This window comes from Consotaella salsifontis (assembly GCF_900167365.1).
Taxonomy (GTDB): Bacteria; Pseudomonadota; Alphaproteobacteria; order Rhizobiales; family Rhizobiaceae; genus Consotaella; species Consotaella salsifontis.
Window position 1 is genome coordinate 236,212 of sequence record NZ_FUXL01000002.1, and the last position, 18,505, is coordinate 254,716.

The following is an 18,505-nucleotide window of genomic DNA, read 5'->3' on the forward strand; positions in this document are numbered from 1 at the left end:
TTCAGACCGCCGCCGGGTTGAGGCGCCGGGCGATCCGGCTCATGAGAAGCACGATGGCGATGGTGACGACGGTCATGATCACCGCGACGGTCGAGGCGCCGACCCAGTCGAACGTGACCATGGCGCGCTGGTAGAGGAAGGTGCCCATCATCATCTGCCGCTCGCCGCCGAGAAGCTGGGGCGTGGCGTAGGAGGTGAAGGAGCCAGTGAAGACCAGCACGGCGCCGACGATGATGCCCGGCATGGCGAGCGGAAACACCACCTGCCGGAAGGTTGCGGCGGGCGAGGCGCCGAGCGAGGTGGACGCCTGGATGAGATCGTCGGGAATGCCTTCCAGCACGCCGACGGAGGTGAGGATCATCAGCGGCACGAAGAGGTAGACCATCGCGACGATCACCGAGCCCTCGGTGTAAAGCATCGACAGCGGCTCGCTGACGAGCCCGAGATCGAGAAGCGCGGTGTTGAGGATGCCGTTCTTGCCGAGGATGACGAGCCAGGCGAAGGAGCGCACGACGACGCCGGTCAAAAGCGGGAAGACCGCCGCGATGATCAGGATGCTCTTCGCTTTTCCGCGAACCCGCGAGACGACATAGGCGGTGATGAAGCCGACGAAGACGGAGATCGCCGTGGTGATCAGCGCCACCTCGGTCGTGCGGTAGAGAACGGTGCGGCGAAAGCCGCTGCCGAAGAAGGCGGCATAGGCGGCGAAAGCCCCCTTCGGCCCGCCGAAGGTGGTGGCGAACGTCGCCAGCACCGGCGCGACCAGGAAGATCGCGACGGCGATCGTGGCCGGCGCCGCCAGGGCCCATCCAAGCCAGCGGCGCGTCACGACCGGCCCCCTGTTCGCGCCAGGGGGAGCCACGCCATCCGGCCTGTCATCGATCGACCATGCGCCACGACGGCGCTCACATTCCGAAGATTTCGTTCCAGCGGTCGATCCACGCATCCTTGGCGGCGTTGAGGGCCGCATAGTCGACGGTGGTGAGGCTTCCCACCATGTCGGCGCCATAGGTCCAGAGCTTCGCCTCGTCCGGCGTCAGCTTCACGTTGACGTTGACCGGCGCGTCGACGCCCTGTTCGGCCTCCTTCTGCTGCACCTCGTCGGAGAGCAGGAAGTTGATGAACTTCAGGGCAAGGTCGACATGCTCGGAGCCCTTGGGGATGTTCACCGTGTTGAGCGTGGCGATCGCGCCGTCCTCGAGGTCGGCCCAGGTCATGGTCGGCACCGCCTTCTGGAGCGAGGCGAGCGTGAAGTCCTGGGCGACGGCCACCGTCGCCTCGCCGGTCGAGATGAGGTTCACCATCTCCGAGCCGGTGTTGTAGTTCTTGACGACGTTGGGCTTCAGGCTCTCGATCGCGTCGAAGGCCGCGTCCTCGTCCTCATAGGCGTCGACATCGGCATGGTCGCCTGCCTTCAGCACCATCATCGGGCCGGCCGTGGTGGTGATGCCGGGCAGTGTTACGGCGCTCTTCAGATCGTCGCGCCAGAGATCGTCCCAGGTCGTCAGCGGCTTCACCTTGGCCGAGTCGTAGACGATGCCGACGCGGCCGATCGTATAGGCCGGGCCATATTCGCCTTGGGGCGCCTTGGCGATGTCGTAGACGTGCTCGACATTCGGCACCTTGGCGCGGTCGACCGGCAGGAACAGCCCCTGGTCGATGCCGATCTGCGAGAAGCTGTCGGTGAGGAAGATGACGTCGACGCCCGCGCCCTGGCGGATGGCCAGCTTGTTCAGCCGGTCGGCGTTGTTGCCCGTCTCGAACACGACATCGCAGCCGCACATCTTCTTGAAGGGCTCGATGATGTTGGCGTTCATCTTGTCGCCGTTGTAGCCCCACCAGGAAATGGTGAGCGTCTCGGCCGAGGCCGATGTCGCACCCGCCACGTCCGCCAGAGCCGCCACCGCAAGCGCCGTCCAAACACGTTTCATGATGTCGCTTCCCATGCGTGTTTCCGTCGGCACCCCGGCCGAGTCCGCGCGGAGGCTATTTTCCCGGCAGAAGCTTTTCAAGCCGAAATATCAAGCACCCACACGCGGATAGCGCGAATCCAGCCGCTGATACACCGTCGCTCGCGGCGCTTGCCGAGCACCCGAGCGGTGGCTCATAAGACGGACAGGTCGAATTAGGAGTATGCCGCGTGGCCCAAAATCGCCTCATCCTCGATACCGACGGTGGCGTCGACGACGCCCAGGCTCTGCTGCTGCTCATCGCCAACGGGCGCGCACCGGACGCCATCACCACGGTTTTCGGCAACGTCTCGCTGGCCTCGGCGACGCGGAACATCCTGACGACCCTCGCCGTCGCGGGCGCCGATATCCCGGTTTATGGCGGTGCAGCGCAGCCGCTGGTCCAGCCGATCATCGACGCCACGCATATCCATGGCGAGGACGGGCTCGGCGGGGCACCGCGCCTGGAGGTTTTTGGCGATCCGCATGGCGACGACGCCGTCCAGTTTCTGCGCGAGACGCTGCTCCAGGCCGCGATGGATGGCGAGAAGGTCGACATCCTCACCATCGGACCGCTGACCAACCTCGCCCTGGTGCTTCATCTCGAGCCCAAGGTCATCGCCGGCATCGGCCGCCTGATCATCATGGGCGGCACGCTCAACGGACGCGGCAACACCACGCCCGCCGCCGAGTTCAACATCTATGCCGACCCCGAAGCCGCCAGCATCGTCTTCGGCAGCGACATCGAGACCGTCGTCGTGCCGTGGGAGACCTGCGCCACCCATCAGATGCAGGGCCAGGAGATCGAGGAGATGTTCGCCGGAGTGGGCGACAGCGCCGGCAAGCGCTTCTCCCAGGCCCTCGCCAACCAGAGCCGCGAGATCGTCAAATCCTATACCGGCATGGACATCATGCGCTTCGTCGATCCGCTGGCGGCGGCGGTGGCGATCGACCCCGCGATCGTGACGCGCTCGCTTACGGCCTCGGTGAAGGTGGCGCTGGCGCCGGGGATCACGCGCGGAATGACGGTGGTCGATCCGAGCCGGCGGCTGGGCACGCCGCCGGTCGTCCTGGTCGAGGCGGTCGATCTCGACCGCATGAAGGAGCTCTACCGGGCCTCGGTCGGCGAACTCCGCCTTTCGGCCTGAGAGCGCGCCATCTCGTCCAGCCGCCCGAGGACGCGCACCCACGAGCGGATGCCGTGGTGAAAGCTCGAAAGGTCGTACTTCTCGTTCGGGCTGTGGACGCGGTTGTCGAAGCGGGCAAAGCCGACCATCACCGAGTCCATGCCGAGAATCCGCTTGAAGTGTCCGACGATGGGAATGGAGCCGCCGGTGCCGGCGAGCGCGGCTTGTCGCCCCCATTCCTCTGTCAGCGTCTCCAGGGCGGGGCCGATGAACGGGCCGTCGGGTGCGATCGCCGTGGCGCGGCTGGCGCCGAAGGAGGAGAAACTTGCGCGGCAGTCGGCCGGCAGGCGCTCGGTCACGAACTGGCGGAACAGCGTGCGCAGGCGGTCGGGGTCCTGCCCCGGCACGAGCCGGAACGAGACCTTGGCGCTCGCCTTGGCCGGCAGCACGGCCTTGAATCCCTCGCCCTCATAGCCGCCCGAGATGCCGCAAATGTCGAAGGAAGGCCGCGCCCAAAGCTGCTCCATCACCGAGCGCCCCGCTTCGCCCGCGGGAACACTCGCGCCGACCCGCGCCAGAAAACCGGCTTCGTCGAAGGGAATGCTCTTCCACAGCGCCGCGATCTCGGGCGCCAAGGGCTGAACCCCATCATAGAAGCCGGGAATGGCAATCGCGCCGTCGGGGCCGCGTAGCTCGCCCAGGATATCGCAGAGAAGCTCGACGGCGTTGCGCACCGCATTGCCGAACATGCCGGAGTGGAGATCGCGATCGGCGGCCTCCAGCGTCACCTCCTCAAAGAGGTGGCCGCGCAGGAGCGTGGTGATGGCGGGCGTCTGGTCGTCCCACATGTCGGTGTCGCAGACGAAGACGACGTCACGCGACAGCTCGTCCCGGTTGGCCTCAAGAAAAGGAACCAGGCTCGGGCTGCCGGATTCCTCCTCGCCCTCGAAGAGGAAGGAGATGGAGGCAGGCAGGTGGCCATGCACGGATTTCCACGCGCGGCAAGCCTCGATGAAGGTCAGGAGTGCTCCCTTGTCGTCGGAGGCGCCACGCCCGGTGATGTGCTTGTCGTCGCCCGCATCCACGATCCTCGGCTCGAACGGCGGATGATCCCACAGCTCCAGGGGATCGACGGGCTGTACGTCGTAATGGCCGTAGAAGAGAACGCGCGGCCCCGCGACGCCGGCCGGATCATGGGCGACCACCATCGGGTGCCCCGGCGTGTCACGCACCGCGCTGTCGAGGCCGAGCGAGGCCAGCTCGCCCGCCAGCCACTCGGCCGCCCGGCGGCAGTCGCCGCGATGCCGGCTGTCGGTGGAGATGGAGGGGATGCGGACGAAGGACAGCAAGCGCTCCAGGCTGGCGCCGAGTTGCGTATCCGCCGCTTCCAGCGCCTGTTCCACCGTTCTGTCGGCCATTCCTCGATCCTTCCTTCAGTTCATTCGCGGCTGCTGCCAGAGAGCCTATACGACATCGCCGCGACCCGCGCGGCCTCCGTGCCATCCCGTCTGTCGGCCAGCAGGCGCATCTCTGCCATGCACTGACCGCACGGCTGACAGGTCAGTGACAGAAGCTCCGTTTAACCCATAACGAGGCTGTCGCATCGATGGCCCTGGGAGGCGCCCGCCTTGTCGCGATGCGCGGGCCGGCGGGCGCGGACGAATCTTAGCTTGCACCTCGGCTTGGGAGGAGATGAATGCTTAAAGTCGCCAAATACCTGTTGCCCGCGCTCGTCGCCGGTTTTGCGTTCTCGGCCAGCGCGGCCGACTATCCGTCGCGCCCGATGGAATTCATCGCACCGGCCGGCGCCGGCGGCGGTTGGGACACCACCATTCGCGCCGTGGCGAAGGTCCTGTCCGACACCGGGCTCGTCAAGGTTCCGATGCCCGTCACCAACAAGCCCGGCGGCGGCGGCGGCGTCAATCTCGCCTACATGACCCAGAAGGCGAAGTCCGACACGATCGTCAGCGTCTATTCGCCCCCGCTCCTGCTGATCAACCTCAGCGGCACGACCCCGCTTTCCTACAAGAACACGACGCCGCTCGCCCGCCTCATCTCGGACTACGAGGCGTTCGCGGTGAAGGCCGATTCCCCCTACAAGGACCTCAACGACGTCATCGAGGCGCTGAAGAAGGACCCCGGCTCCGTCTCCATCGGCGGCACGTCGGCAGCAGGCAGCATGGACCATCTCGCCTTCGTGCAGGTGGCCAAGGCCGCGGGCGTCAACGACATCAAGAAGCTCAACTATATCAGCTACCAGGACGGATCGAGCCTCGCCCAGCTGCTGGGCGGCCACCTCGACATCCTGTCGACGGGCATCACCGAGCTTCTCGGCCAGCTGAAGAGCGGCGACATTCGCGTGCTCTGCTACACGGCGCCCAAGCCGGTTGCGGGACGCGAAGGCATCCCGACCTGCCGCGAGGCGGGCGTTCCGGTCGACTTCCTCAACTGGCGTGGCCTCTTCGGCACAGAGAAGATGCCGGAGGCCGCCGTCAAGTACTGGCGCGACACGCTGGGCAAGATGGTCCAGACCAAGGAATGGGCCGACGCGCGCGCGCAATACGGCTGGGATGATTCCTATCTCGACGGGCCCGAATTCGAGAAATTCCTCGAGCAGTCCAACGAGGAATACAAGGGAATGCTCTCCGAGCTGGGCATGCTCGCCGCGCAGTGACGCGGCCGTGGACCGGCGCGCGCCGCGCTCGCCGGCCCACCCCTCCCGATTGAACGATCGCGCATCTTTTCGCTTGGAGACACGCCCTTGACCGATGGCAGTCTGCTCAGGAACAGCCGCTTTCTCGCCGGCCTTTTCGCCGTCGTGGTGGGCGCGGCGTGGGGGCTCGCCTCCTTCAGCATGCGCGACGCCGCCCTCGGCGATCCCAACGCGCCGAAGTATTTTCCCTGGCTGGTGTCCGGGCTCTGCGTCGTCTGCGGCGTCGCGCTGATCGTCAGCGAGATCCTGAAGCCCGGTGTCGCGCATCTGGTGACATGGGAATTTACGAGCACCCACCGCGCGGCGCTCATCGGCTCCGCCTTCGGCGTGCTCTACGCGCTGACGTTCGAGCCGCTCGGCTTCATCGCCTCCACCACCATCTTCATCGGCGGAATTTCGTTCGCCTATAACGGCGTCAAGCGGTGGAAGGCGAACATCATCACCGCCATCGGCTTCGCCATCATCGTCTTCTTCATCTTCACCTGGCTGGGCAAGCCCCTCGTGGCCTTCCCCGAGTTCTGAGCGTCGAGGCGATCATGATCGAAATCCTTCAGAACCTCGCCTATGGCTTCACGATCTGCCTGACGCCGGAGAACCTTCTCTACGTGACGCTGGGCGGCGCGGTCGGCACGGTCATCGGCATGCTGCCCGGCCTCGGGCCGGCCACCGGCGTCGCCGTGCTCCTTCCCATGACTTATTTCATGGGGCCGACGGGCGCGCTAATCACCATGTGCGGCATCTATTACGGCGCGATGTTCGGTGGGTCGCGCGCCTCCATCCTGCTCAACACGCCGGGCGACGGCGCGGCAGTCGCGGCCTGCTTCGACGGCTATCCGATGGCGCGCAACGGCAAGGCGGAATCGGCCCTCGCCATCTCGGCCATCGCCTCCTTCATCGGCGGACTGATCGGCGCCGTCATCTTCGTCTTCGCGGCCGTCTATGTCGCGCGCTTCGCGCTGCGCTTCGGCCCTGGCGAGTATTTCGCCCTGATGATCTTCGCGCTCGTTGCGACCGCCTCGCTGTCGCGCGGCAATCTCCTGCGCGGGCTGGTCTCGACGGCCATGGGGCTCATGGTCTCCACCATTGGCCTCGACGGGCTCACGGGCGTCGATCGCTACACCTTCGGTTTCCTCGAGCTCATGGGCGGGCTCGACTTCCTCATCGTCATCATCGGCTTCTACGCGCTGGTGGAAGTCTATAAATGCGCCAATCCCAAAACGGTGACGCGTCAGGTCCAGACCAAGTTCGGCCCGATCTGGATCACCAAGGAGGAATGGCGGCGCTGCCTGATGCCGATCCTTCGCCAGGCGCCGATCGGCTTCCTCATCGGCGTGCTGCCGGGCGCCGGCGGCACCATGGCCTCAATGATGGCCTACAGCAACGAGAAGCAGCTCTCGAAGACGCCCGAAGCCTTCGGAAAGGGCGAGATCGTCGGCCTCGCCGCTCCGGAATCGGCCAACAACGCCTGCTCCATCGGCGCCCTCATCCCCATGCTGACGCTCGGCATTCCGGGCTCTGGCGTAACGGCGGTGATGATGGGCGCGCTCTTGATGCTGGGGCTCCAGCCGGGGCCGACGCTCTTCCAGGATCATCCAGATATCGTCTGGGGCCTCACCGCCTCGATGTTCGTCGGCAACATCATCTGCGCGATCATCAATCTGCCGCTGGCTTCTCTCCTGGTGCGCGTGCTCTCGGTGCCGGGGCGCATTCTCTACCCCTCCGTGCTCGGCCTTGCCTATCTCGGCATCTACGCCATCAGCGACAGCGCCTTCGACTTCTATCCCTTGATCCTCTTCGGATTGCTCGGCCTCGTGCTCGACTTCCTCGACATTCCGACCTCGCCCTTCATCCTCGCGGCGATCGTCGGCAACATGATGGAGACGAATTTCCGCCGGGCGCTGAAGATGTCGGGCGGCGACATGGGGGTGTTCGTCAACTCCTCGATTTCCATCGTCCTCTACCTGCTGACCATCATCATCCTTCTGCTGCCGCTCTACCGCAGCTGGCGCGCGCGCCACACGACCGTCCCTTCCGCAGTCTGACGACCGGCGGCTCCACCTTTGTAAAAACACTGGCGGGACGGGGCGAAATGTCGGAAATGAAGGTGGAGGAAAAAGAAGATGTTCCGGCGGACCCTCGGGAACCGCCGGAGGGAGGAATGCGCTCGATGCACATCCTTGTCGTCGAGGACGCCGAAGACCTTGCCGATGCTGTCGTCAGCCATCTGCGCAAGCGCGGCTATGCCGTGGACTGGGTGGCGGAAGGGGCGGCGGCCGCCGAACTGCTTGCCACCGAGACCTATCAGCTGGTCATCCTGGATCTCATGCTGCCCGGCATCGACGGCCAGACGCTGCTGCGCCAGATGCGCCGCGCCGCCGATGCCACGCCGGTGCTCGTCATCACCGCCCGGTCGCAGGTGGACTGTGTCATCAACGTCCTCGACATCGGGGCGGACGACTACATGGTCAAGCCGTTCGACCTGGGCGAGCTGGAGGCACGCTGCCGGGCGCTCCTGCGGCGGCCACACGGCCAGACCTCCTCGACCATCACACTTGGCAATCTTGCCTTGGACGTGGCCGCGCGGCGGATCAGGATCAACGACCAGCCCGTCGATCTCGGCGCGCGCGAGTTCGGGTTGCTCGAGATCCTGCTCGGCAATCTCGGCCGGGTGATGAGCAAGAACGCGCTGATCGACCAGCTTTTCAGCCTCGACCAGGCCGTGGCGCCCAACGCCATCGAGCTCTACGTCTCCCGGCTGCGCCGCAAGCTCGAAAACGCCTCGGTGGCGATCCGCACGGTCCATGGAATGGGTTATGTGGCGGAGAAGAAGCCCGAATAAGGCAGAGGGTTCGCTGCTTCAGCGGCTGCTGACGGTCGTCTTCGCCGTCTTCGGACTGCTGTCGCTGGTGCTGTTCTCCTTTCTCAGCGCCTTCGCGCACCACGCCGCCGACAGCGCCTACGACCAGCTTCTCTCGGCCTCGGCCTTCTCGATCGCCGACTCTGTCCGTGCCGAGGACGGGGTCGTCACGGTCGACCTGCCCTATTCCTCGCTGAATATTCTCGGCATGGCCCGGCGCGACCGCGTCTTCTATAAGGTGCTGGGCGCGGACGGCAGCCTTCTTACCGGCTATGGCGACCTGCCCGGCGAGCCACTCAGGCGCGGGTCAGGCGTCTTCGCGGATGCCGTCTATCGGCAAACCCCGGTGCGCACGGTTCGGCTCGGCAGGTTCGTCACCGGTGCCGAGGAGAGCGGCTGGGTGACGATCGTCGTCGCGCAGACGCGGGAGGAGCGCGGCCTGCTCTCTCAGCGCATCTTCGCCTATTCCTTCGCGCCGCTGACAGGCGCGATGCTCTTTTCCGCGCTCATGGTGTGGTTCGGCATTCGCAAGACGCTCCAGCCCCTGCGCAAGCTCGAGAACAGCATCAGCACCCGTCGGCCGCAGGATTTCACGCCCATCGAGATTCCCGCCCCGACGGAGGTCGCTCCCCTCGTCCAGGCGATCAACCATTTGATGTCGCGCCTCAAGACGAGCCTCGAATCCGGCAAGATGTTTCTGGCCGATGCCGCCCACGAAATCCGCACGCCGCTTGCGGCCCTGCGTAGCCAGGCCGAGCTCGGCGTCGACGAAACCGATCCGGAGCGCCTGCGCCAGATCTTCGCGCGCATCCACCGGAACGCGGTGGAGGCGAGCGAGTTGACGACCCAGCTCCTCAACCATGCGGCGGTCGTCCACCGCTCCGAAGCCATGCAGAAGCAGGCGATCGATCTCGCGGGTCTCGCCGCACAGGTGGTGCACCGGACGGCCGTGATCGCGGAGAATGCCTCGATCCGCGTGCTGCGCGACGGCGGGGCGCCGGAACGGACGATAGAGGGGGATTCGATCATTCTGCGCGAGGCGCTCGCAAATCTCGTCGGCAACGCCATCAAGTATGGAGGCGCAGAGCCTGAGGTGGATGTCTTCGTGCACGGCGCGGCGGATGGGCGCGGGCCGGTCGTCGAGGTGGCGGATCGCGGCCCCGGCATCCCCGACGAGGAAAAGCCCCTGGTGCTGCAGCGCTACAGGCGCGGCAGCTCGGCGGCTGGCATGCCCGGCAGCGGCTTCGGCCTTGCCATCGTCACGGTGGCGGCCGAGGCCCACGAGGCGAGCCTGGAGCTACTCGATCGGCCGGGCGGCGGGCTCGTCGTGCGCCTGTCCTTCCCCTCGCCTGCCAAGGAAGTGACCGAGCCGCAACGCCGGCGGCGCCTGCCGTTTCTGCCGCCGCTCTTCCTTCTGGCACTTTTTCTTGCCGCCGCGCCAGCGCTCGGCACGGAGCGCATTCAGTTCCCTGCCACCGCCAAACAGGAAGCGACGCTGGTGATCGACGCGGCGGCCGACCAGCAGTTCATGGAACCGCTGATCCGCGACTTTCAGGCCCAGAACCCCGGCATCGGCGTCGCCTATCGCGACATGCTGACCCAGGATCTCTATGCCGCCACCATCGACCGCAACCAGTCCGACGGGGCCGACATCGTCATAAGCTCGGCCGTGGATCTCCAGGTGAAGCTGGTCAATGACGGCTACAGCCTGCGCTATTCCTCGCCGCGCACCGAGCGCCTGCCGCCCTGGGCGAAGTGGCGCGACGAAATCTTCGCCTTCTCGAACGAACCGGTGGCCATCGTCTACAACCGCGATCTCGTGCCGCCCGACGAGGTCCCGCATTCGCGCGACGCGCTGATCCGCCTGATGCGCGAACACGAGGCGCGCTACAGCGGCAAGGTCGTCACCTACGACATCGCCAATGCCGGTCTCGGCTATCTTCTGGCGACGCAGGATTGGCTGCTGTCCAGCCAGTTCTGGCAACTCGCCACCGCCTGGGGCGATCTCGACGCCAAGCTCATGTCCCGTGCCTACGACATGCTGTCGGAGGTGGAGGCCGGCAGGGCGCTGATCGGCTACAACGTGCTCGCCAGCTATGCCCAAGAGCGGCTGGACGCCGGGGCGCCGATCGGAATCGTTCTGCCGACGGATTATACGCTGGCCGTCCCCCGGACTGCGGTCATACCGAGCACGGCGCGGCACCCGTCTATCGCTGGCCGGTTCATCGACTATCTGCTCTCGGAACGCGCTCAGGCCTTGATTGCCAAACGCACCGTCATCGACAACACACTGCCGCACGACGTCAACGAGCTTTGGTCGGCTAATCCGGGGCGTGGCGCCTTCGACGGCTCGATCTACAGGATCGCCCTCGGCCCCGGCCTTCTCGTCTTCCTGGACCGGCGCAAGCGCGAGCGCTTCCTGGAGCAATGGCGGATCGTGACGGCGGCCCGATGAGGGGTTGAGCGCTCCAAGCCCAGCGAACTCTTCAGCCGGCGGCCGGCTGGCGGCCGTCGCCGGAAATGTCGCAATAGGCGCTGTCGAGGCTGTCGTCCCAGGCGTCGACACGGTCGACGAGCGCCTTCAACAGCTCCACGCCATAGGGCCAGGGACCGAATCCCGCCTCGGCGTTGATGTGGCCGACTTCGCCCACATCCACCAGATGGCCGCCCCACACCCCCGTCCAGTGAATCGCCCTTTCGAACGGCATCAGGCGATCATTGCGGCTGGCAACGATGACGGAGGGGACGCCGAGATTGGACTGCGGCACACGATCCTCGACGTGAAACTTGGAGGGCTGGGCCGGCGCCACCAGCATCAGGCCAGCGACCAGGTATTCGCCCTCGGCGGCGATGCAGCATGAGGCGAGCGCGCCGAGGCTATGGCCGACAAGGATGGCGGGATGGCGGGCGGTCGCCAGATCGCGCCGAATGGCGCTGATCCAGCGCTCGATGTCGGGGTCGTCCCACTTGCTCTGGCTGATCCGGCGCCAGAAGCTGTGGCGGCGCTGCCAATGGCTCTGCCAATGCTCAGGTCCGCTGTCGTAGAGGCCGGGCACGAGAACGAAGTCATAGCGCTCGGAGGCCGCAAGCAGCGCCTCGTCGATCTCTTCCATCAAGGCTTCCACCGGCCCGCCCGTCCCCGCGACACCAACGCTGATGAACATTCGTTCAACAAAAACAATAATCCCCCCGACCGCGCTTCATCAAGGGGCCGTACCGCCGCCGAGGCGCTCCGCATGAGCGAGAAACCACGTGACGGCGAGAAGGTCGGCCGAGCCGCCGGGGTTGAGATTGCGCTCGATCATCGCCTCGTCGAGGACGATCATCGCCTCAATGAACCCTGGATGATCGATGCCCCCCATCGCCCTCAGCCGGCGCGCCTTTTCCTGGATGTAGCGGAGAGCGCCCACACCGCCTCTTGTCACGATGTTGGTGTCGGCATTGACGGCGAGAAGCTCCAGGAACGCAGAGAGAAGCGCCATCCTTCCCCCCGCACCCGCCTCGCGCGCTTGACGGTAGGCGGGAAGCGAATACTGCCGTACCGTGGCGAAGCCCGAGGCGGCCTCGCCGCGCGCGCCCGTCAGGCCGTGAAGCCGGTAAAGATGCTCGCCCGCCGTCCGCGGCTGGCCGGCGTGCCCTAGCTCGGCCTCTACCAAGCCGTCGCACATCCGCGCCACTTCCTCGCAAAGATCGTCGACGTCGGGGCGCCGGGGCAGGGCCGAAAGGCGTCCGGCCGCCGCCAGCAGAAGCCCAAGAGCGAAGATCGAGCCCTTGTGGCAGTTGACGCCGCCGGTGGCAGTCAGCATCGCGCGTTCGCATGCGATCCCCTCGCCCCGGATCGAGGCGAGGAATGTCCTCGGAGGGATGCCGCTGCCCTCGACGCCGCAGCGATGAAAGCGCAGGAAAAACGGGGCGATAGCGGCCGCGCTCGCCATGAAGGTGGATAGCTTCATGTCGCGGTTGGCGCCACTGTTGCGCCGGTCGACGAGGCCGGGCTTGGGCGTCAGCGTCACTTCGCGGATCAGCGCACGATACGCCAGCCCCGCCCACGCGGTGGAAGTCACGGCGCTCGACGCGGATAGAACAAGCGCGGGGTCAGTCGCCGCCGAAACCGAGAGAGGCATGGGCTTTTTCCGCAACAATCGAGAACAGCTCTTCCACGGGATGGCGGCGCGAGCGGGCGCAGACGTGAGCCGCCTCCCCGCAGACGAGACATCGCCGCACGGGAAGACCGAGAGCACGTCGCGAAATGCTAAGCTCGCCCAGCGCGATGACGTCAAGGTCCCACAGCCGGCCGAGCTCATGGGTCTCCTCGATCGCCGTCATCGCCCGCTTGATATCCGCCGCTTCGGCGTCGATGACGACAAGCGCCTCCGGCCCCGTGCCCGCAGCGATCCTCTCCTCCGCCAGGATCGTCCAGCCACACCCGCGCGCCGCCGCACGAACCTGCTCGATCGCAGCCGCCAGCAATGGCGTGGCGAAAGGCGGGTTCTTCACCGCGCCCGGCATGACCAGGGTGAGGGAAACCAAAGGGCGGTGAAAGCGCGCCAGCATCGCCCCCTGGCGCTCCACGCGCGCCTCGCGGGCGGCGAGCATTTCCTCGAGAGTGATCGGGCGGGCATGGGAGTCCCCTCGCCCGCCGATATCGACGGACCAGGTCAACCCTTGACCTGCCGGACGACGTCTATCACCGTGCCGTCGCGGTAGCGCACGATGCCGACGACCTTGTCGAGATATTCGATCGGTCGCGGTTCGCCGGTAATTGACACGGCGCGCTCATGAAGCTCCTCGATGGAAAGCACCGGCAGGCCCGCCGCCTTTAGCCGCTCGGCGACCTCGGGACGGGCGGGATTGACCGCGACGCCATGGTCCGTGACCAGCACGCCGATGCATTCGCCCGGCGTCACCACGGTGTTGACCCGCCTGACCACGGTCGGAATGCGGCTGCGGATCAAGGGCGCGACGACGATGGCGAGGTTGGCGCCCGCCGCCACGTCGCTGTGGCCGCCCGAAGCGCCGCGCATTACGCCGTCCGAGCCAGTGATGACATTGACGTTGAAGTCGAGATCGACCTCCAGCGCCGAGAGGACGACGATGTCCACCTGATCGACATAGGCGGCCTTGCCGCGCGGGCTGGCGTACTGGTTGGTCGAGACCTCCAGGTGCCGGGGCGAGGTGCGCAGCGATTCCGCCGCGTCCGCGTCGAAGCTCTGGGTATCGATGATGGTCTCGATCAGCCCCTTCTTGTGAAGATCGACGATGGAGCCGGTGATGCCGCCGAGGGCGAAGGAGGCGGTGATGCCCCTCTTCCTCATGCGGTTCTCGATGAAGCGCGTCACCGCCGTCGCCGACGCGCCCGATCCCGTCTGCAGGGAAAAGCCCTGCTCGAAGAAGCCGCAATGCTCCACCACGTCCGCCGCGAACTTGGCGATCAGCAGTTCGCGCGGGTTGGAGGTGATGCGCGCCGCGCCGATGGATATCTTGGACGGATCGCCGATCTGATCGACCTTGACCACGAAGTCCACCTGGTCGTGGCGGATGGAGGCCGGCGCGTTGGGAAAGGGCACGATCTCCTCGGCCAGCAGGACCACCTTGGCGGCGAACTGCGCGTCGACCATCGCATAGCCGAGCGAGCCGCAGCGCGAACGCCCCGAGACGCCGTTGGCATTGCCGAAGTCGTCGGCGGTGGAAACGCCAAGAAAGGCGACGTCGATCTTGAGCTCTCCCGACTGGATGAGCGCCACACGTCCGCCATGCGAGTGAATGTTCACCGGCTCGTCCATCAGGCCGTGGGACAGAGCCTCGGCGAGCTTGCCGCGCATGCCCGAGGTGTAGATGCGCGAGATCACGCCGCTCTTGATATGCTCGATCAGCGGCGCATTGCAGGAGAGCAGCGAGGAGGAGGCGAGCGTCAGGTTTTTGAAGCCCATCGTCGCCAGGGCCGCCACCACGTCGTTGATGGTCTTGTCGCCCTCGCGGAAGGCGTGATGGAATGAGATGGTCATGCCATCCGCGAGCCCCGCCTTGCGCACGGCTTCTTCGAGGGAGGCACAAAGCTTGCGCGAGCGCTTCTCCTCGCGGCTCGCGAGATAGGGCGTCTTGGCGGCAAAGCCCGCATAGGGCTCGAGCCCGGCAAGGGCCGGCGTGGACGCACCGGCGAGACGATCAGCTATGTCGTTCATGGATTCGTCTCCCTCTACTGCCGGACACCCGAGGCCGCGGCGCGCTGAAGCACCCGCTCGGCCATGGCAATCACCGGCGCATCCACCATCTTGCCGTTGAGCGAGACGACGCCGAGGCCCTTCTCCTCTGCCTGGGCCGCTGCCGCCACCACGCGGCGGGCGTAGTCGACCTCCTCCTGTGCTGGCGCAAAGGCGTTGTGCAAAAGCTCGATCTGGCGCGGATTGATCAGCGACTTGCCGGTGAAGCCGAGGCGCTTGATGAGATCCACCTCCTTCAGGAAGCCCGCTTCGTCGTTGACGTCGCCGAACACGACGTCGAAGGCATCGACCCGGGCGGCGCGCGCCGCGTGAAGCACGGCGCAGCGGGCATAGAAGAGCTCGGTGCCGTCGCCGCGCTGCGTCTGCATGTCCATCACATAGTCGAACCCGGCGAGCGCAATGCCCATGATGCGCGGCGAAGCCTTGGCGATAGCCAGGGCGTTGACGACGCCCGAGGCGGATTCGATCGCCGCCATCAGTCTGGTCGATCCGACCTCGCGTCCGCAGGCGCGCTCTATGCGCTCCACCTCGGTCTCGAGATCGGCAACATCCTCGGCGGTGTCGGTCTTGGGAAGGCGCACGACGTCGACGCCGGCGCGCACCACCGCCTCCAGGTCCAGCCGGCCGAAGGGCGTCGAGAGAGGATTGATGCGGACCACCTTCTCGCGCTTGGCGTAGGCCGGCATCTTCAGCGCGTGATAGACGAGCAGGCGCGCCGTGTCCTTCTCGCGCAGCGACACGGCGTCCTCGAGATCGAACATGAAGCTGTCGGCCTCGAAGACGAAAGCGGTGGAGAGCATCGCCGCGTTCGAGCCCGGCAGAAACAGCATGGAGCGGCGGAGCGTCATGACAGCGCCTCCCAGTCGATTCCGGTGGCGTCCGAGGCTCTCAGCACCGCGGCCTGGACCCGCGCGCGGATCGAGCAGTCGAGCGCTCCCTTGTCCTCGATTAGAACCAGGGCGTTCGTCACGCCGAGGCGGGAAAGCGTCTCGCGCACCACGGCCTCGATCTGCGCCCCGAACTGGTGAATGACCTCACTGTTGACGTGGAGTTCCAACCCCTCGTCCTGGGCCGGCGACACCTTTACCAACAGGTCGTTGGATTCCAGCGTTCCGGCGATGCTGTCCCTGACGATGTTCACGTCTTTCCTCGCCTCCTCATTCCATGCGGCGACAGGGCCTGCCCGCCCACCGCTTATTCCCTCATCATCCATCAGCGGGCCGTGACCGACAGCCGTTTCTTCCAGCGCCGTGCCCGATCTCTCATTGGCGCGAACCGCCAGGCAGCGAGGCCAGCGTCTGCCAGCCCTCTGCCTCGCTCGCGCCAGGGGGAAGTTCCACCGATCGCCGGCGCATCGGCGCATAGTTCTTCAACAGGACATCGAGCGTCGCCGGCGGCACGATCTCGGCGATGCGGTCGAAGCGCTCGTTGCGCAAAAGCCGGCGCACCTCGGAGGCCGAGATCGGCACCCCCGTCGCCGTGGTGCGCTCGACCTCCACCACCGCCACCGGCGCGGCGGGGGAAACGTCCGCCTGGAGCCAGTACTTCATGTCCTCGTTGTATTTGAGCGTCGTGGCGCAGAAGGGCTCGGTGCCGACATAGCGGTGGGTGATACCGAGAGCCGGTGCAATGTAGTTGCGGAAGAGAAGCAGATCGATCGCCGAGACACAGTCGCCGACGATCCCCTTCTCCTTAAAGAAATAGGCCGAGAACGTCGCCCGCGAGATCATGTATTGCGAGCCGTGGTGGAGCGTCAGGTTGGTGATGTCCTTCACCCCTTCTGCAACCAGGGCATAGCGGTCGCGATAGCTGATCAGCGAGACATCCTCGGCGACCACGAAAAGGTGCAGCCAGTCGCAGGCCTCCGCCGCGCGCTCCACCAGATAGCGATGGCCGTAGGTGAACGGGTTGGCGTTCATCACGATGGAGCCGATCCGAGGCATGTCCTTGCGCAACGCCTTCAGGCGATTGCAGTAGGAGCGGATGCCGATGGGCGTGTTCTCCATCACCGTGACGTAGCCGGGCGCCTCCACCAGCGGATAGAAGCCGCAGCCTGCGAAGACTGAGACGTTCTCGGGGCGGGTGTAGAGAAAGAGGTGCGTGTGGCCGCGTTCATGGGCGAGCGCCACCACCTCGCTCACCACCTTGAGGCTGAGATTTTCACCGCGATAATCGGGGCAGGTGGCGACGCATTTGACGATGTTGCATTCGAGCCCGGCGCAGGCCACCAGCCGCCCCTCGCGACGGCAGACCACCAGAGCCTCGATGTTCTCCTCATAATCGAGGCCGCATTCCGCGAGCAGCGCGATCACCGCCGCCCGTTCCCCCGCATCCAGCGTGGGGTCCACGACAGAGAAGTCGAGTTCGTCCCCGCCCTCGCTCATCGCCGCCCCTCCCCCCGGAGAGCCACAAGTCGCCCAAACCGTCGTCGGATGAAAGGTCGCGTTCCCGTCATGATGCGGTTCGGTTCTTTTCCGTCATCCTCGCGCCCTGCCATCGACGCAGCCGAACGAAGCATCGCGGCGGCAGACAGCCACCCATCGGCACCGATTTTGTCGGCGCCTGAAATGCCGCTTTCGGTGCTCCTCCCCCACAGGGGCCGGAAGGCCCATTTTTGTCCATCGGGGGATGAACTCCCCTCTTTCGCGCCAATTTTGACCTATGACGGCTTACGCAAAGAAGCTGTCGCGGCCCTGTCAGCGAGGGTGCGACATGGGCAGCCAAGGCGGCGATGGCGCCGGTCGGCATCTATAGTTCTCGGGATTGGCCCCGTGCTTCGGCAAAACGTCGCACGGCCGAAAAGGAGGGGGAGCGGAACCGCTGGCGGCGCGAAGGCAAAGATATCTTATCCTTCAATGCTGTGGCATTATGAGCTGACTAGTATGCAAGCCATGTTCGAAGAAGCGATCGCCGTCATGCCCGCCCCCGAAGAGCCTCTTGTTCTAGATCCGGCGGCCCCCATCGGGCCACAGATCGTCCGTGTTCTCCGCAGCCAGATCGTGCGAGCCGAGCTGGTTCCGGGAACCCGACTCTCGGAGCAGGAGATCGCGTCGCGCTACAGTTTCTCGCGACAGCCGGTTCGCGAGGCATTCATTAAGCTGTCAGAGCAAGGTCTTCTGGAGATCCGACCGCAGCGCGGCAGCTTCGTGCGAAAGATCTCGCAGGCCGAGGTGATGGACGCCCGCTTCGTGCGCGAGGCGATCGAGACGGACATCGTGCGCCTGGTGGCGGAAACGGCCGATGACGCTTTCGTCGCCGAACTCCAGCGCCAGATCGCTGAGCAACGCGACGCACGAGCCCAGGGAACCGCGACCTTCTTTCAGCTCGACGAAGTGTTTCATCGCACCTTGGCGGAGGCTGCGGGCAAAGGGCGCATCTGGTCGTTTCTCGAGGACATCAAGGCGCAGATGGATCGGGTACGCTTCCTCAGCACCGTCGATTTCCCGCTCGATCTGATCATCGACCAGCATCAGGTGATCGTCGACGCCATCGCGGCGCACGACCCTGCAGCGGCGGAGGCAGCCATGCGCACACATTTGCGCAAGGTTCTCGACGATCTGCCGGCCATCGTGTCTGCGCATCCAGGCTACTTCATCGCGGACGATGCCGGCAGATGAGCCGGCGCCCCCGGCTGTGGC

General features: G+C 65.8%; 17 protein-coding genes. 7 read left to right on the forward strand and 10 right to left on the reverse strand.

All coding sequences use genetic code 11. From position 1 onward, the window contains the following. Position 1: 1 nt before the first annotated feature. The gene (locus B5D38_RS03230) at positions 2-829 is read right to left on the reverse strand and encodes an ABC transporter permease (protein ID WP_245318766.1); all 828 of its coding nucleotides are present in this window, start codon (positions 827-829) and stop codon (positions 2-4) included. Positions 830-905: 76 nt separating this feature from the next. Continuing rightward, complete coding sequence (locus tag B5D38_RS03235) at positions 906-1,946, reverse strand: ABC transporter substrate-binding protein (protein ID WP_078706921.1); 1,041 nt, start codon at positions 1,944-1,946, stop codon at positions 906-908. A 194-nt stretch (positions 1,947-2,140) separates the two neighbouring features. Between B5D38_RS03235 and B5D38_RS03240 the strand changes: the two genes are divergently transcribed. Continuing rightward, on the forward strand, positions 2,141-3,097 hold the full coding sequence (locus B5D38_RS03240; protein ID WP_078706922.1) for a nucleoside hydrolase: 957 nt from the start codon (positions 2,141-2,143) through the stop codon (positions 3,095-3,097). Here the strand turns inward: B5D38_RS03240 and B5D38_RS03245 are convergent. After that, a complete protein-coding gene (locus tag B5D38_RS03245; protein ID WP_078706923.1) occupies positions 3,058-4,494 on the reverse strand; it encodes a M20/M25/M40 family metallo-hydrolase in 1,437 nt (478 codons plus the stop codon). The two genes, B5D38_RS03240 and B5D38_RS03245, sit on opposite strands and share 40 nt — an antisense overlap. Before the next feature lie 278 nt (positions 4,495-4,772). Here B5D38_RS03245 and B5D38_RS03250 point away from each other — a divergent pair, with 278 nt between their 5' ends. From B5D38_RS03250 to B5D38_RS03270, 5 genes are all read left to right on the forward strand, one after another. Then, complete coding sequence (locus B5D38_RS03250; protein ID WP_078706924.1) at positions 4,773-5,750, forward strand: tripartite tricarboxylate transporter substrate binding protein; 978 nt, start codon at positions 4,773-4,775, stop codon at positions 5,748-5,750. An 87-nt stretch (positions 5,751-5,837) separates the two neighbouring features. Continuing rightward, positions 5,838-6,311, forward strand: a complete 474-nt coding sequence (locus B5D38_RS03255) for a tripartite tricarboxylate transporter TctB family protein (protein WP_165690775.1) — start codon at positions 5,838-5,840, stop codon at positions 6,309-6,311. Between the two features lie 14 nt (positions 6,312-6,325). Continuing rightward, entirely contained in the window at positions 6,326-7,831 is a 1,506-nt protein-coding gene (locus B5D38_RS03260; protein WP_116002556.1) for a tripartite tricarboxylate transporter permease, read from the forward strand. Between the two features lie 125 nt (positions 7,832-7,956). Next, positions 7,957-8,628 (forward strand): response regulator transcription factor, encoded by a 672-nt coding sequence (locus B5D38_RS03265; RefSeq protein ID WP_078707104.1) that lies wholly within the window; start codon positions 7,957-7,959, stop codon positions 8,626-8,628. Continuing rightward, positions 8,603-11,101: a sensor histidine kinase gene (locus B5D38_RS03270; RefSeq protein WP_078706926.1), complete on the forward strand. Its 2,499-nt coding sequence runs from the start codon at positions 8,603-8,605 to the stop codon at positions 11,099-11,101. The genes B5D38_RS03265 and B5D38_RS03270 overlap by 26 nt, the downstream gene beginning before the upstream one ends. Before the next feature lie 31 nt (positions 11,102-11,132). On the opposite strand, the gene B5D38_RS03275 is transcribed toward B5D38_RS03270, so the two are convergent. The 7 genes from B5D38_RS03275 to citC form a co-directional block, all read right to left on the reverse strand. After that, positions 11,133-11,810, reverse strand: a complete 678-nt coding sequence (locus B5D38_RS03275; RefSeq protein WP_245318767.1) for an RBBP9/YdeN family alpha/beta hydrolase — start codon at positions 11,808-11,810, stop codon at positions 11,133-11,135. Positions 11,811-11,849: 39 nt separating this feature from the next. Beyond that, a complete protein-coding gene (gene citG / locus B5D38_RS03280) occupies positions 11,850-12,710 on the reverse strand; it encodes a triphosphoribosyl-dephospho-CoA synthase CitG (protein WP_207552877.1) in 861 nt (286 codons plus the stop codon). A gap of 31 nt (positions 12,711-12,741) precedes the next feature. After that, positions 12,742-13,308: a citrate lyase holo-[acyl-carrier protein] synthase gene (gene citX / locus B5D38_RS03285; protein WP_207552878.1), complete on the reverse strand. Its 567-nt coding sequence runs from the start codon at positions 13,306-13,308 to the stop codon at positions 12,742-12,744. Then, the gene (gene citF / locus B5D38_RS03290) at positions 13,305-14,828 is read right to left on the reverse strand and encodes a citrate lyase subunit alpha (RefSeq protein WP_078706928.1); all 1,524 of its coding nucleotides are present in this window, start codon (positions 14,826-14,828) and stop codon (positions 13,305-13,307) included. Before citF ends, citX begins: the two co-directional genes overlap by 4 nt. 14 nt (positions 14,829-14,842) lie before the next feature. After that, the gene (gene citE, locus B5D38_RS03295) at positions 14,843-15,715 is read right to left on the reverse strand and encodes a citrate (pro-3S)-lyase subunit beta (protein ID WP_078706929.1); all 873 of its coding nucleotides are present in this window, start codon (positions 15,713-15,715) and stop codon (positions 14,843-14,845) included. Continuing rightward, the gene (gene citD, locus B5D38_RS03300) at positions 15,712-16,008 is read right to left on the reverse strand and encodes a citrate lyase acyl carrier protein (RefSeq protein ID WP_078707107.1); all 297 of its coding nucleotides are present in this window, start codon (positions 16,006-16,008) and stop codon (positions 15,712-15,714) included. The genes citE and citD overlap by 4 nt, the downstream gene beginning before the upstream one ends. A 121-nt stretch (positions 16,009-16,129) precedes the next feature. Beyond that, positions 16,130-17,251, reverse strand: a complete 1,122-nt coding sequence (gene citC / locus B5D38_RS03305) for a [citrate (pro-3S)-lyase] ligase (protein WP_078706930.1) — start codon at positions 17,249-17,251, stop codon at positions 16,130-16,132. A gap of 498 nt (positions 17,252-17,749) precedes the next feature. On the opposite strand from citC, the gene B5D38_RS03310 reads away from it, so the two are divergent. Beyond that, positions 17,750-18,484, forward strand: coding sequence for a GntR family transcriptional regulator (locus B5D38_RS03310; RefSeq protein ID WP_425349305.1), 735 nt, complete (start codon positions 17,750-17,752; stop codon positions 18,482-18,484). Positions 18,485-18,505 lie beyond the last annotated feature (21 nt).